The sequence below is a fragment of the Pseudomonas sp. Ps21-P2 genome, from assembly GCF_039672565.1.
Classification (GTDB): Bacteria; Pseudomonadota; Gammaproteobacteria; order Pseudomonadales; family Pseudomonadaceae; genus Aquipseudomonas.
The window spans coordinates 143566-164409 of the sequence record NZ_JBDFPL010000001.1 but is presented as its reverse complement, the minus strand read 5'-3'; the positions used below and the strand labels follow the sequence as shown (position 1 = coordinate 164409).

19 protein-coding genes are annotated in these 20844 nt (G+C 61.3%); 15 read left to right on the top strand and 4 right to left on the bottom strand.

All coding sequences use genetic code 11. The annotated features are described in order from the left end of the window. Window positions 1-101: 101 nt before the first annotated feature. From xdhA to guaD, 4 genes are all read left to right on the top strand, one after another. Complete coding sequence (gene xdhA, locus ABEH28_RS00725; protein WP_282372152.1) at window positions 102-1571, top strand: xanthine dehydrogenase small subunit; 1470 nt, start codon at window positions 102-104, stop codon at window positions 1569-1571. Further along, on the top strand, window positions 1564-3972 hold the full coding sequence (gene xdhB / locus ABEH28_RS00720) for a xanthine dehydrogenase molybdopterin binding subunit (RefSeq protein ID WP_346628781.1): 2409 nt from the start codon (window positions 1564-1566) through the stop codon (window positions 3970-3972). The genes xdhA and xdhB overlap by 8 nt, the downstream gene beginning before the upstream one ends. Before the next feature lie 129 nt (window positions 3973-4101). Further along, on the top strand, window positions 4102-4941 hold the full coding sequence (xdhC, locus tag ABEH28_RS00715; RefSeq protein ID WP_346628780.1) for a xanthine dehydrogenase accessory protein XdhC: 840 nt from the start codon (window positions 4102-4104) through the stop codon (window positions 4939-4941). Between the two features lie 24 nt (window positions 4942-4965). Further along, window positions 4966-6282 carry a guanine deaminase gene (gene guaD / locus ABEH28_RS00710; RefSeq protein WP_346628779.1) on the top strand — a complete coding sequence of 439 codons (1317 nt, stop codon included), beginning with the start codon at window positions 4966-4968 and terminating at the stop codon, window positions 6280-6282. Between the two features lie 816 nt (window positions 6283-7098). On the opposite strand, the gene ABEH28_RS00705 is transcribed toward guaD, so the two are convergent. After that, window positions 7099-7863: a GntR family transcriptional regulator gene (locus ABEH28_RS00705; RefSeq protein ID WP_192174191.1), complete on the bottom strand. Its 765-nt coding sequence runs from the start codon at window positions 7861-7863 to the stop codon at window positions 7099-7101. 358 nt (window positions 7864-8221) lie between these two features. Here ABEH28_RS00705 and ABEH28_RS00700 point away from each other — a divergent pair, with 358 nt between their 5' ends. Next, complete coding sequence (locus ABEH28_RS00700; RefSeq protein ID WP_346628778.1) at window positions 8222-9568, top strand: NCS2 family permease; 1347 nt, start codon at window positions 8222-8224, stop codon at window positions 9566-9568. Between the two features lie 110 nt (window positions 9569-9678). Beyond that, on the top strand, window positions 9679-10305 hold the full coding sequence (locus ABEH28_RS00695; RefSeq protein WP_122537313.1) for a LysE family translocator: 627 nt from the start codon (window positions 9679-9681) through the stop codon (window positions 10303-10305). Window positions 10306-10405: 100 nt separating this feature from the next. Here the strand turns inward: ABEH28_RS00695 and uraH are convergent, their stop codons facing one another. Then, on the bottom strand, window positions 10406-10759 hold the full coding sequence (uraH, locus tag ABEH28_RS00690) for a hydroxyisourate hydrolase (protein WP_282372146.1): 354 nt from the start codon (window positions 10757-10759) through the stop codon (window positions 10406-10408). A 398-nt stretch (window positions 10760-11157) separates the two neighbouring features. Here uraH and puuE point away from each other — a divergent pair, with 398 nt between their 5' ends. From puuE to ABEH28_RS00650, 8 genes are all read left to right on the top strand, one after another. Then, on the top strand, window positions 11158-12084 hold the full coding sequence (puuE, locus tag ABEH28_RS00685) for an allantoinase PuuE (protein WP_346628777.1): 927 nt from the start codon (window positions 11158-11160) through the stop codon (window positions 12082-12084). Beyond that, window positions 12081-12596 carry a 2-oxo-4-hydroxy-4-carboxy-5-ureidoimidazoline decarboxylase gene (uraD, locus tag ABEH28_RS00680; protein ID WP_346628776.1) on the top strand — a complete coding sequence of 172 codons (516 nt, stop codon included), beginning with the start codon at window positions 12081-12083 and terminating at the stop codon, window positions 12594-12596. Before puuE ends, uraD begins: the two co-directional genes overlap by 4 nt. A gap of 41 nt (window positions 12597-12637) precedes the next feature. Further along, the gene (gene alc / locus ABEH28_RS00675; protein WP_346628775.1) at window positions 12638-13633 is read left to right on the top strand and encodes an allantoicase; all 996 of its coding nucleotides are present in this window, start codon (window positions 12638-12640) and stop codon (window positions 13631-13633) included. A gap of 157 nt (window positions 13634-13790) precedes the next feature. Then, entirely contained in the window at window positions 13791-14294 is a 504-nt protein-coding gene (locus ABEH28_RS00670) for an ureidoglycolate lyase (protein ID WP_192174184.1), read from the top strand. A gap of 48 nt (window positions 14295-14342) precedes the next feature. Next, window positions 14343-15677, top strand: coding sequence for a urate hydroxylase PuuD (locus ABEH28_RS00665; protein WP_346628774.1), 1335 nt, complete (start codon window positions 14343-14345; stop codon window positions 15675-15677). Between the two features lie 125 nt (window positions 15678-15802). After that, window positions 15803-17158 (top strand): nucleobase:cation symporter-2 family protein, encoded by a 1356-nt coding sequence (locus tag ABEH28_RS00660; RefSeq protein ID WP_346628773.1) that lies wholly within the window; start codon window positions 15803-15805, stop codon window positions 17156-17158. 358 nt (window positions 17159-17516) lie between these two features. Beyond that, a complete protein-coding gene (locus ABEH28_RS00655) occupies window positions 17517-18305 on the top strand; it encodes an outer membrane protein OmpK (protein ID WP_192174181.1) in 789 nt (262 codons plus the stop codon). Window positions 18306-18515: 210 nt separating this feature from the next. Next, entirely contained in the window at window positions 18516-19274 is a 759-nt protein-coding gene (locus ABEH28_RS00650; protein WP_192174180.1) for a hypothetical protein, read from the top strand. Window positions 19275-19385: 111 nt separating this feature from the next. Here the strand turns inward: ABEH28_RS00650 and ABEH28_RS00645 are convergent, their stop codons facing one another. After that, a complete protein-coding gene (locus tag ABEH28_RS00645) occupies window positions 19386-19610 on the bottom strand; it encodes a hypothetical protein (RefSeq protein ID WP_065988731.1) in 225 nt (74 codons plus the stop codon). A gap of 239 nt (window positions 19611-19849) precedes the next feature. On the opposite strand from ABEH28_RS00645, the gene ABEH28_RS00640 reads away from it, so the two are divergent. Then, on the top strand, window positions 19850-20458 hold the full coding sequence (locus ABEH28_RS00640; RefSeq protein ID WP_192174179.1) for a TetR/AcrR family transcriptional regulator: 609 nt from the start codon (window positions 19850-19852) through the stop codon (window positions 20456-20458). Window positions 20459-20461: 3 nt separating this feature from the next. Here ABEH28_RS00640 and ABEH28_RS00635 read toward each other — a convergent pair whose 3' ends face one another. Beyond that, on the bottom strand, window positions 20462-20839 hold the full coding sequence (locus ABEH28_RS00635; RefSeq protein ID WP_244656027.1) for a response regulator: 378 nt from the start codon (window positions 20837-20839) through the stop codon (window positions 20462-20464). Window positions 20840-20844: the final 5 nt, after the last annotated feature.

Genomic DNA, 20844 nt, shown 5'->3' with positions numbered 1-20844 from the left:
GACCCAATAGTCAGAGCTGATAGATTCATCGACATGTTCGATGACCCATCCGCCGGCAGCTGTGACCAGTGCTTATTAACGACAAGAACGAGGCGCGACCCGTGATCCAGTTTCTCCTGAACCAAGAGCTGAAAACCGAACAGGCTCTGGACCCCAATGTGACGGTGCTCAACTACCTGCGCGAGCACCTGCATAAGTCCGGCACTAAAGAGGGCTGCGCCAGCGGCGATTGCGGCGCGTGTACCGTGGTCGTCGGCGAGCTGACCACTGACGCGGCGGGCCGGGAGCAGCTGAGTTATCGCAGCCTAAATTCGTGCCTGACCTTCGTGGCCTCGCTGCACGGCAAGCAATTGATCAGCGTCGAAGACCTCAAGCATCAGGGCCGCTTGCACAGCGTTCAGCAGGCGATGGTCGACTGCCACGGTTCCCAGTGCGGTTTCTGTACGCCGGGTTTTGTGATGTCGCTGTTCGCGCTGCAAAAGAACAGTGCCGAGTCCGCGTCCGCTGAAACAAAACATGCTCAGGCCCACGAAGCCCTGGCTGGCAATCTGTGCCGCTGTACCGGTTATCGACCGATCCTCGCGGCGGCCGAGCAAAGCTGCAGTCAACCGCCAGCGGACCAGTTCGATGCCTTGAAGGCTCAGACCATCGCGCGCTTAAAGGCCATCGCGCCGACGCAAACCGGCGAGCTGAACAGCGGCGACAAGCGTTGCCTGGTACCGCTGACCGTCGCCGATCTGGCGGATCTCTACGATGCCTATCCCCAAGCCCGGCTGCTGGCCGGCGGCACCGACCTGGCGCTTGAAGTGACGCAATTCCATCGCCCGCTGCCGGTGATGATCTACGTCGGCAACGTCGCGGCGATGAAGAAGATCGAGCACTTCGAAGACCGCATCGAGATCGGCGCGGCGACCGCCCTCACCGATTGCTACGAAGCTTTGAGCCGCGAGTACCCGGATTTCGGTGAATTGCTGCACCGTTTTGCATCGCTGCAGATCCGCAATCAGGGCACCCTCGGCGGCAACATCGGCAACGCCTCTCCGATTGGCGACTCCCCGCCCCTTCTCATCGCACTGGGCGCGAAGATCGTGCTGCGCAAGGGCGAACAAACCCGCACCTTGGCGTTGGAGGATTACTTCATCGATTACCGCGTGACCGTGCGTCAGGAAAGCGAATTCATCGAGCGCATCATCGTGCCCCGCGCCAACCCCCGGCAGACGTTTCGCGCGTACAAAGTGTCCAAACGGCTGGACGACGACATCTCGGCGGTCTGCGCCGCGTTCCGCGTGCACATCGAAAACGGCGCCATCGTTGACGCCCGCGCGGCGTTCGGCGGCATGGCGGCGATCCCCAAACGTGCGGCCCATTGCGAGCAGGCGCTGATCGGCCAGCCGTGGACATCGGCCACCATCGAGCGCGCCTGCGCCGCACTGGCCGAGGATTTCACCCCGCTGACGGACTTCCGCGCGAGCAAGGAATACCGCCTGCTCAGCGCGCAGAACCTGCTGCGCAAATACTTCATTGAAGTGCAAACGCCTCACATCCAGACGCGGGTGACAGCTTATGTCTAATCATCATTCAGCCAGGTCCCAGGAAGAAATGGTCGCCCTGTTTCAACAGGACCTGACCACCGGCGTGGGCCGCAGCGTGAAACACGACAGTGCTGACAAGCACGTTTCCGGCGAAGCGATCTACATCGACGACCGCCTCGAATTCCCCAACCAACTGCACGTGTATGCGCGGCTGTCCGACCGTGCCCACGCGCGCATCGTCCGCGTCGACGTGTCGCCCTGCTACGCCTTCGACGGCGTGCGCATCGCAATCACCCACGAAGACATTCCGGGCCTCAAGGACATCGGCCCGCTGCTACCCGGCGATCCGTTGCTGGCCATCGACACGGTCGAGTTCGTCGGTCAGCCGGTGATTGCCGTGGCCGCGCGGGATCTGGAAACCGCACGCAAGGCGGCGATGGCCGCGATCATCGAATACGAAGACCTGGAACCCGTGCTCGATGTGGTTCAGGCCTACCGCAACAAGCACTTCGTGCTCGACAGCCACACGCACCAGCGCGGTGATTCGGCGGCGGCGCTGGCCTCCGCTCCCCACCGGATTCAGGGCACGCTGCACATCGGCGGTCAGGAACACTTCTACCTGGAAACGCAGATTTCGTCGGTCATGCCCACGGAAGACGGCGGCATGATCGTTTACTGCTCGACGCAGAACCCGACCGAGGTGCAGAAGCTCGTCGCCGAAGTGCTGGACGTGTCGATGAACAAGATCGTCGTCGACATGCGCCGCATGGGCGGCGGTTTTGGCGGCAAGGAAACCCAGGCCGCGAGTCCCGCTTGCCTGTGTGCGGTGGTTGCGCGCCTGACCGGCCAGCCGACCAAGATGCGCCTGCCGCGCATGGAAGACATGATCATGACCGGCAAGCGGCACCCGTTTTACGTCGAGTACGACGTGGGCTTTGACAACGACGGGCGCCTGCACGGCATTCAGCTGGAGCTGGCGGGCAACTGTGGTTATTCGCCGGACCTGTCGGCGTCCATCGTCGACCGGGCGATGTTTCACGCCGACAATTCGTATTACCTGGGCGACGCCACGATCAACGGCCATCGCTGCAAGACCAACACCGCGTCGAACACGGCCTACCGGGGCTTCGGCGGCCCACAGGGGATGGTCGCCATCGAAGAGGTGATGGACGCCATCGCCCGGCACTTGGGCAAGGACCCGCTGGCGGTGCGCAAGGCCAACTATTACGGCAAGACCGAGCGCAACGTCACCCACTACTACCAGACGGTCGAGCACAACATGCTCGAAGAAATGACCGCCGAGCTGGAGGAAAGCAGTGACTACGCCGAGCGGCGCAAAGCGATCAAGGCCTACAACGCCAACAGCCCGATTCTGAAGAAAGGCCTGGCGCTGACCCCGGTGAAATTCGGCATTTCCTTCACCGCCAGCTTCCTCAATCAGGCCGGCGCGCTGATTCACATCTACACCGACGGCAGCATCCATCTCAATCACGGCGGCACCGAGATGGGCCAGGGCCTGAACGTCAAAGTGGCGCAGGTGGTGGCCGAGGTGTTTCAGGTCGACATCGACCGCGTGCAGATCACCGCGACCAACACCGACAAGGTGCCGAACACGTCGCCAACCGCAGCCTCAAGCGGCGCCGACCTGAACGGCAAGGCGGCGCAGAACGCAGCAGAAATCCTCAAGCAGCGGCTGGTGGAATTCGCGGCCAAGCATTACCAGTGCGATGAATCGCGGGTCGAGTTTCGCAACGGCCATGTGCGCGTCGGCGAGCAGGTCATCAGCTTCGACACCCTGGCGCAGCAGGCATGGATGGGCCAGGTGTCGCTGTCGAGCACCGGCTATTACAAGACGCCGAAGATTTTCTACGACCGCAGCCAGGCGCGGGGTCGGCCGTTCTATTACTTTGCCTTCGGCGCGGCCTGTACCGAAGTGCTGGTCGACACCCTGACCGGCGAGTACAAAATGCTGCGTACGGACATCCTTCACGACGTCGGCGCCTCGCTGAATCCAGCCATCGACATCGGTCAGGTCGAGGGCGGCTACATTCAAGGGATGGGCTGGCTGACCACCGAGGAACTGGTCTGGAACGACAAAGGCAAGCTGATGACCAACGGCCCGGCGGGCTACAAGATTCCGGCCGTGGCCGACATGCCGGCGGACCTGCGGGTGAAGCTGGTGGAGAACCGCAAGAACCCCGAAGACACGGTGTTTCATTCCAAAGCCGTGGGTGAGCCGCCATTCATGCTGGGCATCGCCGCGTGGTGCGCAATCAAGGACGCGGTGGCGAGTCTGGGCGATTACCGGCACCAGCCGAAGATCGACGCGCCGGCGACACCGGAACGGGTGTTGTGGGGGTGTGAGCAGATGCGGACGTTGCGGGTCGCGACGCAGGCATCAGAAGGTGTTGCCCATGAGCTGGTGGGTTCGCCGGTGTAGATCGTCCCCACGCTCCGCGTGGGAATGCAGCCCGAGACGCTCCGCGTCGATTAAGCGACGCGGAGCGTCAGAGGGTCCGTGGCCACGCAGAGCGTGGGAACGATCGACGTTTTGGTCAGGAGAAATCACATGAATAACTGGATCAGCGCCCTCGCCGACTTGCAGCATCAGGGCGAAGCCTGCGTGCTGGTGACCATCATCGAGGAGCGTGGCTCGACGCCGCGCAACGCCGGCTCGAAAATGGTCGTCAGCGCCGGGCGAATCTTCGACACCATCGGCGGCGGGCATCTGGAATACAAGGCCATGGAAATCGCCCGGGAGATGCTCGCCAGCGGCAGCCAGCAAACCCGCCTGGAGCGCTTCAGCCTCGGCGCCAGCCTGGGTCAGTGCTGCGGCGGCGTGAATGTGTTGCTGTTCGAACCCATGGGCCAGCCCCAGGCGCACATTGCCGTGTTCGGCGCCGGCCACGTCGGTCGGGCGCTGGTGCCGCTGCTCGCCAGCCTGCCCTGCCGCGTGCGCTGGATTGATTCCCGCGAAGCCGAATTTCCCGCGCACATGCCAGAAGGCGTGACGCAGATCCTCAGCGAGGACGTCATCGAAGAAGTGGATAACCTCCCCGCTGGCAGCTATTGCATCGTCATGACCCACAATCATCAGCTGGACCTGGAACTCGCCGCCGCCATTCTCAAGCGCGGCGACTTCAGCTATTTCGGCCTGATCGGCTCGAAAACCAAGCGCGTGAAGTTCGAGCATCGCCTGCGTGATCGTGGCTTCGACGCCGCTGTGGTGCAGCGCATGCGTTGCCCCATGGGCCTGACCGAGGTCAAAGGCAAACTGCCCATGGAAATCGCCGTGTCCATCGCCGGCGAAGTGATCGCCACCTACAACGCTCATTTCGGCGAGCAGAGCACCACCGCCGAACCTGTCGCCAAGCTGCTGCCGGTGTCCCGCCGCAGCCAGTCCCAATGAATCCCGGAAGAACGATCAACTGACATGACCACAGAAATCAGCACTGCCAAAAAAGCCTACCGCGCCGCCATCATTCACAGCATCGCCGACCCTGCCGACGTGGCAGTGGAGGCGTCGTATGAGTATTTCGAAGACGGCCTGATGCTGGTGGAAAACGGCAAGATCCTCGCCCTCGGCACTGCCGAAGACCTGCTCGGCACGCTCACTGACGACGTCGAAATCGTCACTTATCAGGACGCCCTGATCACCGCCGGTTTCATCGACACCCACATCCATTTGCCACAGACCGGCATGGTCGGGTCCTACGGCGAGCAGTTGCTCGACTGGCTGAATACCTACGTGTTTCCCTGCGAGAAGCAGTTCGAAGACCCCGAGCATTCGGCGCAGGTGGCTGACATTTTTCTCAAGGAATTACTGCGCAACGGCACCACCACCGCGCTGGTGTTCGGCAGTCGTCACAAGGAGTCGGTGGAGGCGCTGTTCAGTGCCGCCGAGAAGCTCAATCTGCGCCTGATCGCCGGCAAGGTGATGATGGACCGCAACGCCCCGGATTATCTGGTGGACACCGCCGAATCCAGCTACGTCGACAGCAAGGCGCTGATCGAGCGCTGGCACGGCAAGGGCCGCCTGCATTACGCCGTCACCCCACGTTTCGCGCCGACCAGCACGCCCGAACAATTGACCCTCGCCGGCCAGTTGCTGACTGAATACCCCGACCTGTACATGCAGACCCACATCAGTGAAAACCTGAAGGAGGTCGAGTGGGTGAAGGCGCTGTTCCCGGAGCGCAAGAATTACCTGGACGTGTACGATCATTTCAACCTGCTCGGCGAGCGCTCCGTGTTTGCCCACGGCGTGCACCTGTGCGACCAGGAGTGTGAGCGGCTGGCGGAAACCGGGTCAGCCATCGCCTTCTGCCCGACGTCCAACTTCTTTCTCGGCAGTGGGCTGTTCAACTTGCCGATGGCCGAAAAGCACAAGGTCAATGTAGGACTCGGAACAGACGTCGGCGCTGGCACCACTTTCTCGCTGCTGCACACGTTGAACGAGGCGTACAAGGTGATGCAGTTGCAAGGCGCCAAGTTGAGCCCGTTCAAATCGCTGTATCTCGCGACGCTGGGCGGCGCACGGGCGCTGCGGCTGGAAGACAAGATCGGCAACCTGCAGCCGGGCAGCGAGGCGGACTTCGTGGTACTGGATTTCAACGCCACCCCGCTGCTGTCCTACCGCATGAGTCAGGCGACGAGCATTGAAGAGCAGCTGTTTGTGTTGATGACCCTGGGGGATGACCGCACCGTCAGCGAAACGTATTCGGCGGGGGTGTTGGTGCATAAGCGTTAAGGCTATGCCGCAAACGGTAGGAGCGCTTGCCCGCAATGCAGTGGGTCAGCCGACGTTGATGTCACAGGCCCGCCGCTTCGCGACCGTCGTAACCTCCGATTGCTCCTACAGGAGATCTGCGCTCGACGCGGATTTTCGATGACAGCTGGAAACTGTAGGAGCGACCGGGGTGGCGCTCCACCTTGCTCGCGAAGACTGAGGTACATCCAACCCAAATCTGTCAGCTGTGCCGCAGCATTCGTGAGCAAGCTCAGTCCCACAGATCCCCGGTCCGGCCAGAGTTACCGGCGTCAGCACAGAATTTGTGGGAGCGAGCTTGCTCGCGAAAGCATTCTGTCAGTCGCCCTGGATGAGGCCGACGCACCGCATTCGTGAGCAAGCTCACTCCCACAGGTCCCCGGTTCGACCAGAGTTATCGGCGTCAGCACAGAATTTGTGGGAGCGAGCTTGCTCGCGAAGGCGTTCTGTCAGTCAGCCTGGGTGTGGCTGACCCACCCCATTCGTGAGCAAGCTCACTCCCACAGGTCCCCGGTCCTACCAGAGCTGCCGGAGTCAGCACAGAATTTGTGGGAGCGAGCTTGCTCGCGAAGGCGTTCTGTCAGTCAGCCTGGATGTGGCTGACCCACCGCATTCGTGAGCAAGCTCACTCCCACAGGTCCCCGGTCCGGCCAGAGTTACCGGAGTCAGCACAGAATTTGTGGGAGCGACCGGGGTGGCGCTCCACCTTGCTCGCGAAGGCGTTCTGTCAGTCAGTGGCCGACACACCCCATTCGTGAGCATCTCACCCCCCACCCGTGCCAAGGCGTACGGGCGGGATCAGACCGCGGTGCTGCGCCCTGCTTTTTTCTTTGGCAGCATCAGGTGCGAGAACACGGCATGGAGGTCGTCGGAGGCGCTGTCTTCGTCGAGGTTGAGCTTGCTGTCGATGTGATCCATGTGATGCATCATCAGGTTCACCGCCAGGGTCGCGTCCCGGGCTTCGATGGCGTCGATCAGCTGGGTGTGTTCATCGTACGAGCAGTGCGAGCGGTTGCCACTTTCGTACTGGGCGATGATCAGCGAGGTCTGCGAGACCAGGCTGCGCTGAAAGCTGATCAGCGGGGCGTTCTTCGCCGCTTCCGCCAGTTTCAGATGGAATTCCCCCGACAGACGAATCCCCGCCCCTCGATCCCCTTTCGAAAAGCTGTCGCGCTCGTCGCTGACCATCTGGCGCAGCTCACTGAGCTGTTCCGCCGTGGCGTGCTCGACCGCCAGTTCCGTGATCGCCTTCTCCACCAGACGCCGGGCGAAGAACACCTGTCGTGCCTCTTCGACGCTCGGGCTGGCCACCACCGCGCCGCGATTCGGACGCAGCAACACCACGCCTTCGTGGGCCAGTCGCGAGAGTGCGCGACGAATGATGGTGCGGCTGACGCCGAAGATTTCACCGAGGGCTTCTTCGCTCAGCTTGGTGCCGGGCGCCAAACGCTGTTCGAGGATCGCCTCGAAAATGTGGGCGTAGACGATATCGTCCTGGGTGCCGCTGCGGCCGGACTTGGCCGTGCGTGAATGTTTCTTGAGGGGTTGCAACTGATCGTTCATGGGCACTCGTGGTAACAGAATCCGGCGCGGGGCCTTGCCGTGATCAGGGCGGGTACGACCACTGTTGGAGCAACCAATAGCAGATATCCCGGCAAAGTCACAGTAAAAGTAATGGCGCATTGTACACAGCCGGCAAAGTCTGCACAGGCCCTGAAATGACGGGGCGTTATGCACACAATCCGCTAAATATTCCCCACAGGATCGAAAACATTATTTGCATTATTTGTATACAAAAGCATAATCCCTTCGTGCACGTTTCTGACCTTTCAGTCAACAAATCAGCCTGACAGGTCCATACGCCTCCCGGAGCCCGCAACCGGCTTTGTCATAACAACAAAAACGTCCCGAGGATTTCACTGTGGAAAGTCGCAAAACCGAAGCCACGCCGCTGGATCTCACGGTGCCGCGCAAAGGCCTGCTCGAACGCCTGTTCAAGCTGAGCCTGCACGGCACGACCGTCCGAACCGAGCTGCTGGCAGGGCTCACGACCTTCATCACCATGGCCTACATCATTTTCGTCAACCCCAACATCATGGCCGACGCCGGCATTGATCACGGCGCGGCGTTTGTCGCCACCTGCATCGCCGCTGCGCTGGGTTGTCTGCTGATGGGGCTGTACGCCAACTGGCCGGTGGGCCTGGCGCCGGGGATGGGCCTGAACGCGTTCTTCACCTACACCGTGGTCGGCACCATGGGCTACAGCTGGGAAACGGCGCTGGGCGCGGTGTTCGTCTCGGGCGTGATCTTCATGTTCCTGACCCTCTCACGCATCCGCGAATGGCTGCTCAACAGCATCCCGGTCAGCCTGCGTTACGCCATGGGGGCGGGGGTCGGTCTGTTTCTCGGGCTGATCGGCCTGAAGACCGCCGGCATCGTGGTCGACAGCCCGGCGACGCTGATCAAGCTCGGCTCGTTGCGCGAGCCCGGTCCGCTGCTCGCCGCCATCTGCTTTCTGATGATTGCCGTGCTCAGCTATCACCGGGTCTTCGGCGCGATCCTCATCAGCATCATCACGGTAACGCTGGCCGGCTGGGGCCTGGGGCTGGTGCACTACAACGGCATTTTCTCCACGCCGCCGAGTCTGGCGCCGACCTGGATGGCGATGGACCTGGCCGGCGTGTTCAACGTCAGCATGATCAGCGTAGTGCTGGCGTTTCTGTTCGTGCACATGTTCGACACGGCCGGCACGCTCATGGGTGTGGCACAGCGCGCCGGTTTGGTGCGTGAAGACGGCCGCATCGAGAACCTCTCGCGGGCCTTGAAGGCAGACAGCGCATCCAGCGTGTTCGGTGCGATGGTCGGTGTGCCGCCGGTCACCAGCTACGTGGAAAGCGCTTCGGGCGTGGCGGCCGGGGGTCGGACTGGTCTGACCGCCGTGACCGTGGGCGTGCTGTTCGTGGCGGCGATGTTCTTCGCCCCGCTGGCTGGCATGATTCCCGCTTACGCGACCGCAGGTGCATTGATTTACGTGGCGATGCTGATGATGGGCGGCATGGCGCACATCGACTGGGACGAAGCCACCGACAGCATTCCGGCGATCGTCACCGCGATCATGATGCCGCTGACCTTTTCGGTCGCAGACGGGATCGCGCTGGGGTTCATCACATACGTGGTGCTGAAAGCCGGCACCGGCCGCCATCGGGAAATCTCCATCAGCCTGTGGGTGCTGTGCGCGATCTTCATCGCCAAGTTCGTGTTTTTGTAACGCTTTCCGGCCGCTGCACTGCTGATGGATGGCAGTCGTCACCGTACATGACATGAAGCGCCGCGCAGCCCGCGGCGTTTCTGCTTTCAGATAAACAAGGAGCACACCCCATGACACTGGAAACCTGGCTGCTGTTCAGCGGCGCGGCATTGGTGGTCATTCTAATTCCGGGGCCGCTGTCGCTGCTGATGATCGGCAACAGCCTGAATTACGGCCTGCTGCGCTCCTACCCCGCCTTCCTCGGCGGCGTCTGCGCATCAATCTGCCTGCTCAGCGCTTCGGCCCTGGGACTGGGCGCCTTGTTGTTGGCGTCCGAGCAGTTGTTCAGCGCCTTGAAAATCGTCGGCGGTCTGTACCTGTTTTACCTGGCCTGGCAAAGCTGGAAACAGTCGCGCCGGCCCGCCGTTGCCGCCGAAGTGCCCGAGGCCGCCAGCAAACCCGCCTTCGGCTCACTGTTCTGGCGCGCCTTTGTGCTGGGCGGCAGCAACCCGAAAGACATCCTGTTTTTCGCCGCCTTTCTGCCGCAGTTTCTCAAGGCCGATGAGCCGTTTTTCGGCCAGTTGATCACCATGATCATCACCTGGACCGTCCTCGACCTGAGCTGCAAATTGTTCTACGGCCTCAGCGCCCAGGGCGCGGCCCGCTATCTGCGCACCGGCAAGGGCCAGACCTGGTTCAACCGCATCAGCGCCGGTCTGTTCGGCACTGCGGGCACCGTTGCGCTGATCAGCCGCTGACGTCTTAACAGCCGACCACTCGGGGCAAACACCAAGGGCAAAAAAAAGCCCGCAGTATGGGCGGGCAAGAGGAACGCGGGGAGCAACAAGCGGCAGCGATCTAGCTGCCGCGATACGTCGAGTAGCTGTAGGGCGAAATCAGCAGTGGCACGTGGTAGTGGTCTTGCCCGGCGTCGATGCCGAAGCGCAGCACCACCTCATCGAGAAACCCGTGCTCGCCGGATTGCACGCCTTTGCCGCGAAAGTATTCGCCGGCCTGAAACTGCAATTGATAGACGCCAGACTGGTAGTCATCGCCCTGCAAAAGCGGGGCGTCGCAGCGGCCGTCGCTGTTGGTCACTGCTTCGGCGACTTTCTCCAGCCGGTCGCCATCGACCCGATAAAGCGCAACGCGGATGGAGCTGCCGGGGCAGCCATGTGCAGCGTCCAGCACGTGAGTGGTGAGTCGTCCCATGGCGTGTCGTTGCCTCATTCAGTGAGAGATTAAGAGATGGCCTGCACCCGAAAGGGGCATCAGCGGTAAGACATGAGCAGGATTAAGACAGTTTAAGCGCAGATTGTACACAATTAAAATCACCTAAATTTTCACTGGTCACCCGCCGCGGCCCCATGCCCCGGATAGCGGCGCAAGGCAGATGAATACGCGATTACAAGCGCCATATCTGACCACTCAGGCAGGTTTCTTGCACAGTGATCCCATGAGGCCGAGAGTGGCGGGACGTGAAAAAACAGGGTTACACGTTGTAAATAAAGTTGTATACAATCTCACCATCGCAGCGACCGTCACGGCACCTTGATGCATCGCCCTGACGACCACCGCCACAGAACACAGGCTAGATAAGGAAGATTGCAGTGAGCGCCGACTACCCACGCGACCTGATCGGTTACGGCAGTAACCCGCCCCACCCCCGCTGGCCAGGCAATGCCCGTATCGCGCTGTCATTCGTGCTCAATTACGAGGAAGGCGGCGAGCGCAATATTCTGCACGGCGACAAGGAGTCCGAAGCGTTCCTCTCCGAAATGGTAGCCGCGCAACCGCTGCAGGGTCAGCGCAACATGAGCATGGAATCGCTCTACGAATACGGCAGCCGTGCCGGCGTGTGGCGCGTGCTCAAGCTGTTCAAGCAATTCGACATTCCGCTGACGGTCTTCGCGGTGGCCATGGCCGCCCAGCGTCACCCGGACGTGATCCGCGCCATGGTCGACGCGGGCCATGAGATCTGCAGCCACGGCTATCGCTGGATCGACTACCAGAACATGGACGAGGCCCAGGAACGCGAGCACATGCTCGAAGCGATCCGCATCCTCACCGAACTCACCGGCGAACGTCCGCTGGGCTGGTACACCGGGCGCACCGGCCCCAACACCCGGCGGCTGGTGATGGAAGAAGGCGGTTTTCTCTACGACTGCGACACCTACGACGACGACCTGCCGTACTGGGAGCCCAACAACTCCACCGGCAAGCCGCATCTGGTGATCCCCTACACCCTGGATACCAACGACATGCGCTTCACCCAGGTGCAGGGTTTCAACAAGGGCGAGGACTTTTTCGATTACCTGAAAGACGCCTTCGACGTGCTCTATGCCGAAGGGGCCGAGGCGCCGAAAATGCTTTCGATCGGTTTGCACTGCCGCCTGATCGGTCGCCCTGCCCGGCTGGCCGCGCTGCAGCGTTTCCTTGAGTACGTCAAAGGCCACGAGCAGGTCTGGTTTGCGCGCCGGGTGGAGATCGCGCGGCACTGGCATCAGGTACACCCCTTCAATGGAGCCGCCGAATGAGCCGCTTTCAGACCCTGACGCCCTCTTCCCTCAGCCGCGACGAATTCGTCCAGGCGTTCGCCGACATCTACGAACACTCGCCCTGGGTCGCCGAACAGGCTTATGACCTGGGCCAGCAGCACGAGCTCGATGATATCGAGACGCTGCATGCACGCATGAGCGACATCCTGTTGAGTGCCGATCACGCCGCGCAACTGGCGCTGATCAACGCTCACCCGGACCTTGCCGGCAAAGCCGCCGTGCAAGGCCAACTGACCGAAGCCAGTACCTCTGAACAGGCTGGCGCCGGTATCCACCAATGCACGGCCGAAGAGTTCCAGCGCTTCACCGAGCTGAACGACGCCTATAAAGCGAAGTTCGCGTTCCCCTTCATCATGGCGGTGAAAGGCAGCAACCGGCATCAGATCCTCGCGGCCTTCGAGACGCGCATTCACAACACGGCCGACGCCGAGTTCGCCTGCGCCCTCGCCGAGATCAACAAGATCGCGATGTTCCGCCTGCAAGCCCTCTGACCGACCTTTCCCACGCCCACTATCAAAGGCAGACAAAAAGAATGAAAGCTTACGCCGCACCCTTCGAGAAGTTCGTCAACCTGGCCGATGCGCGTCTGGGGACGAAGATCCTTTCCGTCACCGATGACTGGTTCGCCGATGCCAACCGCCTGTTCCAGCCGACCCCTGCGGTCTGGAAAGAAGGCGTGTTCGACGACAACGGCAAGTGGATGGACGGCTGGGAGTCGCGCCGCAAGCGCTTCGAAGGTTACGACAGTGCAGTGGTTCGCCTGGGCGTTGCCGGTTCGATCAAGGGCGTGGACATCGACACCTCGTTCTTCACCGGCAACTACCCGCCATCGGCCTCGCTGGAAGCGTGCTTCCTGGCGTCGGGCGAGCCGGACGAAAGCACCGTGTGGACGGAAGTGTTGCCGGCGGTGGAGCTCAAGGGCGACAGCCACCATTACCACGAGATCGGTGACGCCAAGGCTTACAGCCATTTGCGTTTCAACATCTACCCGGACGGCGGCGTGGCGCGTCTGCGGGTGTACGGCGTGCCCCATCGGGACTGGTCGGCAGTGGGTGACAACGAGCAGATCGATCTCGCCGCCGCGCTGAATGGCGGTCGTGCGCTGGCCTGCTCCGACGAGCATTTCGGGCGCATGAGCAACATCCTCAACCCGGGCCGTGGCGTGAACATGGGCGACGGCTGGGAAACTGCACGTCGCCGCACCCCTGGCAATGACTGGGTGATCGTGGCCCTGGGGCATGCGGGCGAGGTCGAGCAGATCGTCGTCGACACCCTGCACTTCAAGGGCAACTACCCGGACAGCTGCTCGATTCAGGCAGCCTTCGTCAAAGGCGGCACCGACAGCCAGATCGAAACCCAGAGCCTGTTCTGGCGCGAACTGCTGCCGAGCCAGAAGCTAGAAATGCACGCCGAACACACCTTCGTCGAGCAGATCAAGGCACTGGGGCCGATCACCCATATCCGCCTGAACGTGTTCCCGGATGGCGGCGTGAGCCGGCTGCGGGTGCTGGGCAAGGTTGCGAAATAAACGCTTGGCCTCTGATGACTGATGGTTCCCACGCTCCGCGTGGTAACCCCTTTGCGGACGCTCCGCGTCCAGGGTGACGCAGAGCGTCAGGGGATGCATTCCCACGCGGAGCGTGGGAACGATCACCAATCCACCAAACATGAACAGAAGACCCCGCATGCGCACACTGATCATCGAGCCGTTGACCAAGGCAGCCTTCGCCCCTTTCGGCGAGGTCATCGAAACCGACGGCAGCGATCATTTCATGATCAATAACGGCTCGACCATGCGCTTTCACCGTCTGGCCGAGGTTGAAACGGCCACGCCGGACGACAAGGCGATCATCAGCATCTTCCGCGCCGAGGCGCTGGAGATGCCGTTGACCATCAGCATGCTGGAGCGCCATCCGCTGGGCAGCCAGGCCTTCATTCCGCTGCTCGGCCATCCTTTTCTGGTCGTGGTCGCGCCACTTGGCGATGCACCTGAACCCGAGTTGACCCGCGCCTTCATCACCAATGGCAGGCAGGGTGTTAATTACCATCGCGGCGTCTGGCACCACCCGGTGCTGACGATCGAAAAGCGGGATGACTTCCTGGTGGTTGATCGCAGTGGCAGTGGCAATAACTGCGATGAGCATTTCTTCGAAGAGAGTCAGAAGATGGTTCTCGATCCCCAACTATAAGAAGGGTCTGACCACCCGTTAAGCGGTGGAAGGCAAAGGGTAAAGACTGTGGCTGCACATCTGATGGAATGGCTGAATCTGGGCGTGCGCTGGATTCACATGATCGTCGGGATCGCCTGGATCGGCGCGTCCTTTTATTTCGTCTGGCTGGAGAACAACCTCAACCGCGCCAACCCCCGTGACGGTCTGTCGGGCGACCTCTGGGCGATTCACGGCGGCGGTATCTACCACCTGGAAAAGTACAAACTGGCCCCGCCGACCATGCCGGACGACCTGCACTGGTTCAAATGGGAAGCCTACTGGACCTGGATGTCGGGCATCGCGCTGCTGTGCATCGTGTTCTATTCCAACCCCACCCTTTACCTGCTGGCACCCGGCAGCACGCTGAGCGGCGGCGCAGGCATCGCCATCGGCGTGGGCTCATTGGTCGCCAGCTGGACGATCTACGACATCCTCTGCGATTCGCCCCTGGGCAAGCGCCCTGCCTTGCTGGGCCTGGTGCTGTTCGTGCTGATCATCGCGGCCTGCTTCGGCTTCAGCCAGGTGTTCAGCGGACGGGCGGCTTACCTGCACACGGGTGCAATCATCGGCACGATCATGGTCGGCAACGTGTTGCGCATCATCATGCCGGCCCAGCGCGCGCTGGTCGCCGCCATCGCCGAAAATCGCACGCCGGACCCGTCGCTGCCGGCCAAAGGCCTGCTGCGTTCACGGCACAACAACTACTTCACCCTGCCGGTGCTGTTCATCATGATCAGCAACCACTTCCCGAGCACCTATGGCAGTCAGTACAACTGGCTGATTCTGGCGGGGATCGCGGTGTGTGCGGTGCTCGTCCGTCATTTCTTCAACACCCGTCACAACAGCCACAAATACGCCTGGGCCTTGCCGGTCGGGGCACTGGGAATGATGTGCCTGGCCTACGTCACCGGCCCCGCGCAAATGTCTCGCGGCCCGGACGTGGCGGAGAAAATCCAGTATCAGCCACTGCCGGGCACGGCCATCGGTGGCCATCGCGCCGACGAGGCGAAGCCTGACGTCGCACCAGCGCCAGCCCCTGCAGCCGCCCCGGCACCTGGCGCAGAGGCCGCAGCCCAACCGGCGCAAGCCAGCAGCGGCGGCGTGGATTTCGAGAAGGTCCACAGCGTGATTCAGGAACGCTGCACCGTCTGCCACTCTGCCAAACCCACCAGCCCGCTGTTCAGCAGTGCGCCGGCCGGGATCATGTTCGATACGCCGCAACAGATCCAGCAACTGGCCCCGCGCATTCAGGCCCAGGCGGTGACCGCGCAGATCATGCCGCTGGGCAACATCACCCAGATGACCCAACAGGAACGTGACCTGCTGGGGCAATGGATCGATAAAGGGGCGCAGACGAACTGAAGTCAGCTGCAAGCTTCAAGCGGCAAGCCACAAGTTAGAAGCAGTACGCGATCGGCTTTGGCTTGAGGCTTGCCGCTAACCGCTCCATCCGCTCCAACCAAAAAATAAAAACAATGAGGTGTTGCATGTCCGAGTCAACTCACGCGCGCATTCCTGCCGCGCCGCCACGACAGCCCCTGCCACTGCTGCAACTGATTCTGGTGGGCCTGCAACACGTCCTGTTGATGTACGGCGGTGCCGTTGCGGTGCCGCTGATCATCGGCCAGGCCGCCGGGCTTTCCCGGGAAGAAATCGCCTTTCTGATCAACGCCGACCTGCTGGTCGCCGGTATCGCCACGGTCGTGCAGTCCCTGGGCATCGGTCCGCTGGGCATTCGCATGCCAATCATGATGGGCGCCAGTTTCGCCGCCGTCGGCAGCATGGTGGCGATGGCCGGAATGAGCGGCGTCGGCCTGCCGGGCATCTTCGGCGCGACCATCGCAGCAGGCTTCTTCGGCATGCTGATCGCGCCGTTCATGTCGAAAATCGTGCGCTTCTTCCCGCCGCTGGTGACCGGCACCGTGATCACCTCCATCGGCCTGTCGCTGTTCCCGGTGGCGGTCAACTGGGCCGGCGGCGGCAGCAAGGCGGTGAGCTTCGGCGACCCGGTCTACCTCGGCGTCGCCGCGCTGGTGTTGCTGACCATCCTGCTGATCAACCGCTTCATGCGCGGGTTCTGGGTCAACATCTCCGTGCTGATCGGCATGGGCCTGGGCTACATCCTCTCCGGCTTCATCGGCATGGTCGACCTCAGTGGTCTGGGTCAGGCCGAATGGCTGAAGGTGGTCACGCCCCTGCACTTCGGCCTGCCGCAATTCAGCCTCGCGCCGATCCTGTCGATGTGCCTGGTGGTGGTGATCATTTTTGTCGAATCGACGGGGATGTTCCTCGCGCTGGGCAAGATCACCGACCGCGAAGTCACGCCGGGCATGTTGCGCCGGGGGTTGCTGTGCGACGCGGCCGCCTCGTTTCTCGCGGGCTTTCTCAACACCTTCACCCATTCCTCGTTTGCGCAGAACATCGGCCTGGTGCAGATGACCGGCGTGCGCTGCCGCTCGGTGACCATCGTCGCGGGCGGGTTCCTCATCGTCCTCAGCCTGTTGCCGAAAGCGGCGTATCTGGTGGCCTCGATCCCGCCTGCCGTACTGGGCGGCGCGGCCATCGCGATGTTCGGCATGGTCGCCGCCACCGGGATCAAGATCCTCCAGGAAGCGGACATCTCCGACCGGCGCAACCAGCTGCTGGTCGCGGTGAGCATCGGCATGGGCCTGATACCCGTGGTGCGACCGGAGTTCTTCAGCCAGTTACCGCAATGGATGGGGCCGATCACCCACAGCGGCATCGCCATGGCGACACTGAGCGCGGTGTTGCTGAACCTGCTGTTCAATGTCCTCGGCGGTGCCGAGCGCGCGGCGATGGCCGGACCGCTGCATTCACACTGAGGGGTTGCCCTGTTTTCGACGGGAGTGCTCTGTGACAGAGCACTTGAGCACGGCTGCGCGAGTCAGTATCCTCCGCCGCCGCTCGAATTCAGTCCAATAACAACACTGCAACTAACCTGACTGACCGGACAACTCTCCGATCAGCCCGTGCATCTTCCAAACGGCATCGATAAATCGACCAATCGACTGTTATTTAAACAGCCGGCGGGGCTTTTTCGTCTTTTTTCAAGGTGTTGGCTCAGCTCTTGCTATCAACTCGAAGCTGACCAAACAGACAACTTAATCAATTAAAACCAAGGCGCCATAACAGAGCGTCCGTTCGCAAAAAACCACGACGTCAATCCAAGGGAGTATTTAAATGAACCGCACGCTTTCCAGCCTGATGGCCGCAAGTAGCCTGCTTGCCGCCGCGCCGGCCATGTCGGGTGATCTGCTGCAGTGGCAGAGCAACAGCCTGACTTACCTCTACGGCAAGAACTTCGCCGTGAACCCTGAAAACCAGCAGACGTTCACCTACGAACATGCCGATGGCTGGAAATACGGCGATAACTTCGTCTTCCTCGATTACATCAACTACAACGGCAAGAAAGACGGCAGCCTGGGTAACGCCTCGACGTACGGGGAGATTTCCCCGCGCCTGTCGATGGGCAAGATCTTCGATCAGAAATTTGAGTTCGGCCCTGTCACCGACGTGTTGCTGGCAACCACTTACGAGTTTGGCGAAGGCGATGTCGAGTCGTATCTCATCGGCCCGGGTTTTGATTTGAAGATCCCCGGCTTCGATTACTTCCAGCTGAACTTCTACAAGCGTTACAACGACGGCCACCGCGCCGGTTACGGCGCCTGGCAGATCACCCCGGTCTGGTCCTACACCATTCCAGTGGGCAAGTCGGACATTCTTATCGACGGTTTCATGGACTGGGTCGTGGACAACAAACAGTCCAACAGCAAAGGCGATTACCACTCCAACCTGCACTTCAACCCGCAAATCAAATACGACCTGGGCAAGGCGCTTAATCTTCCGGACCGGCAGTTGTACGTAGGCGTCGAGTACGACTACTGGAGCAACAAGTACGGGATCAACGACACGCGCTCTTTCGACACCGACCAGAACACCGCGAGTTTGCTGGTGAAAGTGTTCTTCTGATCGCCCCGGGACGATGCTGGCAAGCGCCTTCTCAGGCCGTTGCCAGCAGGCGTCCACAGCAGAATGCCCGGGGCCTTGCGCTCCGGGCAATGAATGCGCTTTTCATTTTCATGTGACCGATTTTTAACTTCCGCTCCGGGAAGATAGGCACCGTCGGCCACTGTCGGGCAGACACTCGAACCTCCCTGTCTGAACCACCCGGTAATCACAATGAACAAACTTCCGCAGATTACGCTCGCGTTCTGGGTCATGAAGATCTGTGCCACCACGTTAGGCGAAACAGCAGGTGACTTGCTGTCGATGACCCTCGACGTTGGCTATCTGATCAGCTCCCTTATCTTGATCAGCGTGTTTGTCGTCACGCTCATCACGCAACTGGCCTCCAAACGCTATAACCCGGCGCTGTACTGGTTGGTGATTCTTTCCACCAGCACCGCGGGCACCACCATGTCCGACTTCATGGACCGTACGCTGGGGCTTGGTTATGCGGCGGGTTCGGCCATTCTGGTGGCGATCCTGCTGGCTATCTTCTCGGCCTGGTACTGGAGCGAACGGTCGTTGTCGGTCAGCCGCGTCACCACGCTTAAAGCCGAGCTGTTCTACTGGTTCGCGATCCTGTTCTCGAACACCCTGGGCACGGCGCTGGGCGACTTCCTGGCGGATGACTCGGGATTGGGTTTCATGGGCGGGGCGTTGCTGATCGGCTCGGCGATTGCCGTGGTCGTGGTGCTTCACTACACCACCCGGTTGTCTTCGGTGGCGTTGTTCTGGATCGCCTTCGTGCTGACTCGCCCGTTCGGGGCGACGTTGGGCGACGTGTTGACCAAACCCCATGAAAAAGGCGGCCTGGACTTCGGGACGGTGGGTTCGTCGATGGTACTGCTGGGCATTCTGGTGCTGCTGGTGGGCGCCGCCATGTATTACAACCGCAAGCCCGCGCCGGCCTATGCGGTAATCAGCGACAAGTAAGGACACGCTCCATCGAAGTAAGGCGCGCTTGCCTGAGACCGAAGCACTTCAACCCTCGCTACACAGGCTGAGGTTCAACGGGCACAGGCAAACGCGGCCAGGGTCACCCCCTCAGGAATGCCCTTCCCACGGCAGCGGCTTGCCCGCTCGCACCCTCGCGTTCAGCGAGCGCAGCAGGTCGAGGGGATCACGGTCTTTCATCGCATGACTCTGCTCGTCGACCCAGGTCATGACCTGCTGCCGGTCGAGCGTCGGCCGGCGGTGCAGGATTTCCACCAGCTGACGCTCGCAATGCTGGGCATACGCAACGACGCTGGAAAACAATGGGCTGTTCATGCTGCCGACACCTCGCCACCGAATATGCGTTCAGCCTTGATAAGGCGCCAGTTTTGTTGCTGCCATTCCGCTACTGCTCCCGGTACAACCCGCCACACAATAGCATTGGCGCGCGGTCGCGCCAGTGACAAAGCCGGTGGACAAAGGGGATGTTGTTGCGCAGCCGAGGCAATGTTGAGCCTGCTGCGAGGCCGGTGCTAACATTCGCCACCGCCGAGCAGGCAAGGACATACCGGTTTATGAGCAGCATCCGCGAGCGCAACAAAGAACTGATCCTGCGCGCAGCCAGCGAAGAATTTGCCGATAAGGGATTCGCCGCCAGCAAGACCAGCGACATCGCCGCCAAGGCGGGTGTGCCCAAGCCCAACGTTTATTACTACTTCAAGTCCAAGGACAATCTGTATCGCGAGGTGCTCGAAAGCATCATCGAGCCAATCATGCAGGCGTCGACGCCGTTCAATCGCGAGGGTGTGCCGGCTGAAGTGCTGACGAGCTACATCCGCTCCAAGATCCGCATCTCCCGCGAGCTGCCCTTCGCTTCAAAGGTGTTCGCCAGCGAGATCATGCACGGCGCGCCGCATTTGACGCCCGAGCAGGTTGAGCAACTGAATGGACAGGCCCGGCATAACATCGAATGTATTCAGGGCTGGATCGATGACGGTCTGATCGCGCCGATCGACCCCCATCATCTGATGTTCAGCATCTGGGCCGCGACCCAGACCTACGCCGACTTCGACTGGCAGATTTCCACGGTGACGGGTAAAGCGACCCTGGACGACGCTGATTACGAAGCGGCCGCCCAGACCATCATCCGCCTGGTGCTCAAAGGGTGTGAGCCGGACCGCTGAAGGTCACTGGCTTTCTTCCTTGTCGTAGCCCAAGGCCCTGTTCACACCTTGCAAGAGCTGGCCGAAGCTCCAGGGCTTGCGGATGAACACGACTGGATGTACGACACCCGAGCTCTCGGGTGTCTCGTGACCTGACATGATCAGGATCGGGATCTGCGGATACTTGTTGCTCGACAGGTTCGCAAGGTCCGCACCGTTCAAGGTGCCCGGCATGAGGATATCGGTCAGGAGGAGCGCCACGTCGCCCGAGTTGCTTTCGAGGTACTTCGCCGCCTCGTCTGCAGTCTCCAGCGCATGGGTGGTAAAGCCTTCATCCTCGAGGATTTCGCAAACGAACTCGCGAATGATCTCCTCGTCCTCAACCACCAGAATGAGTCCCATGTTTG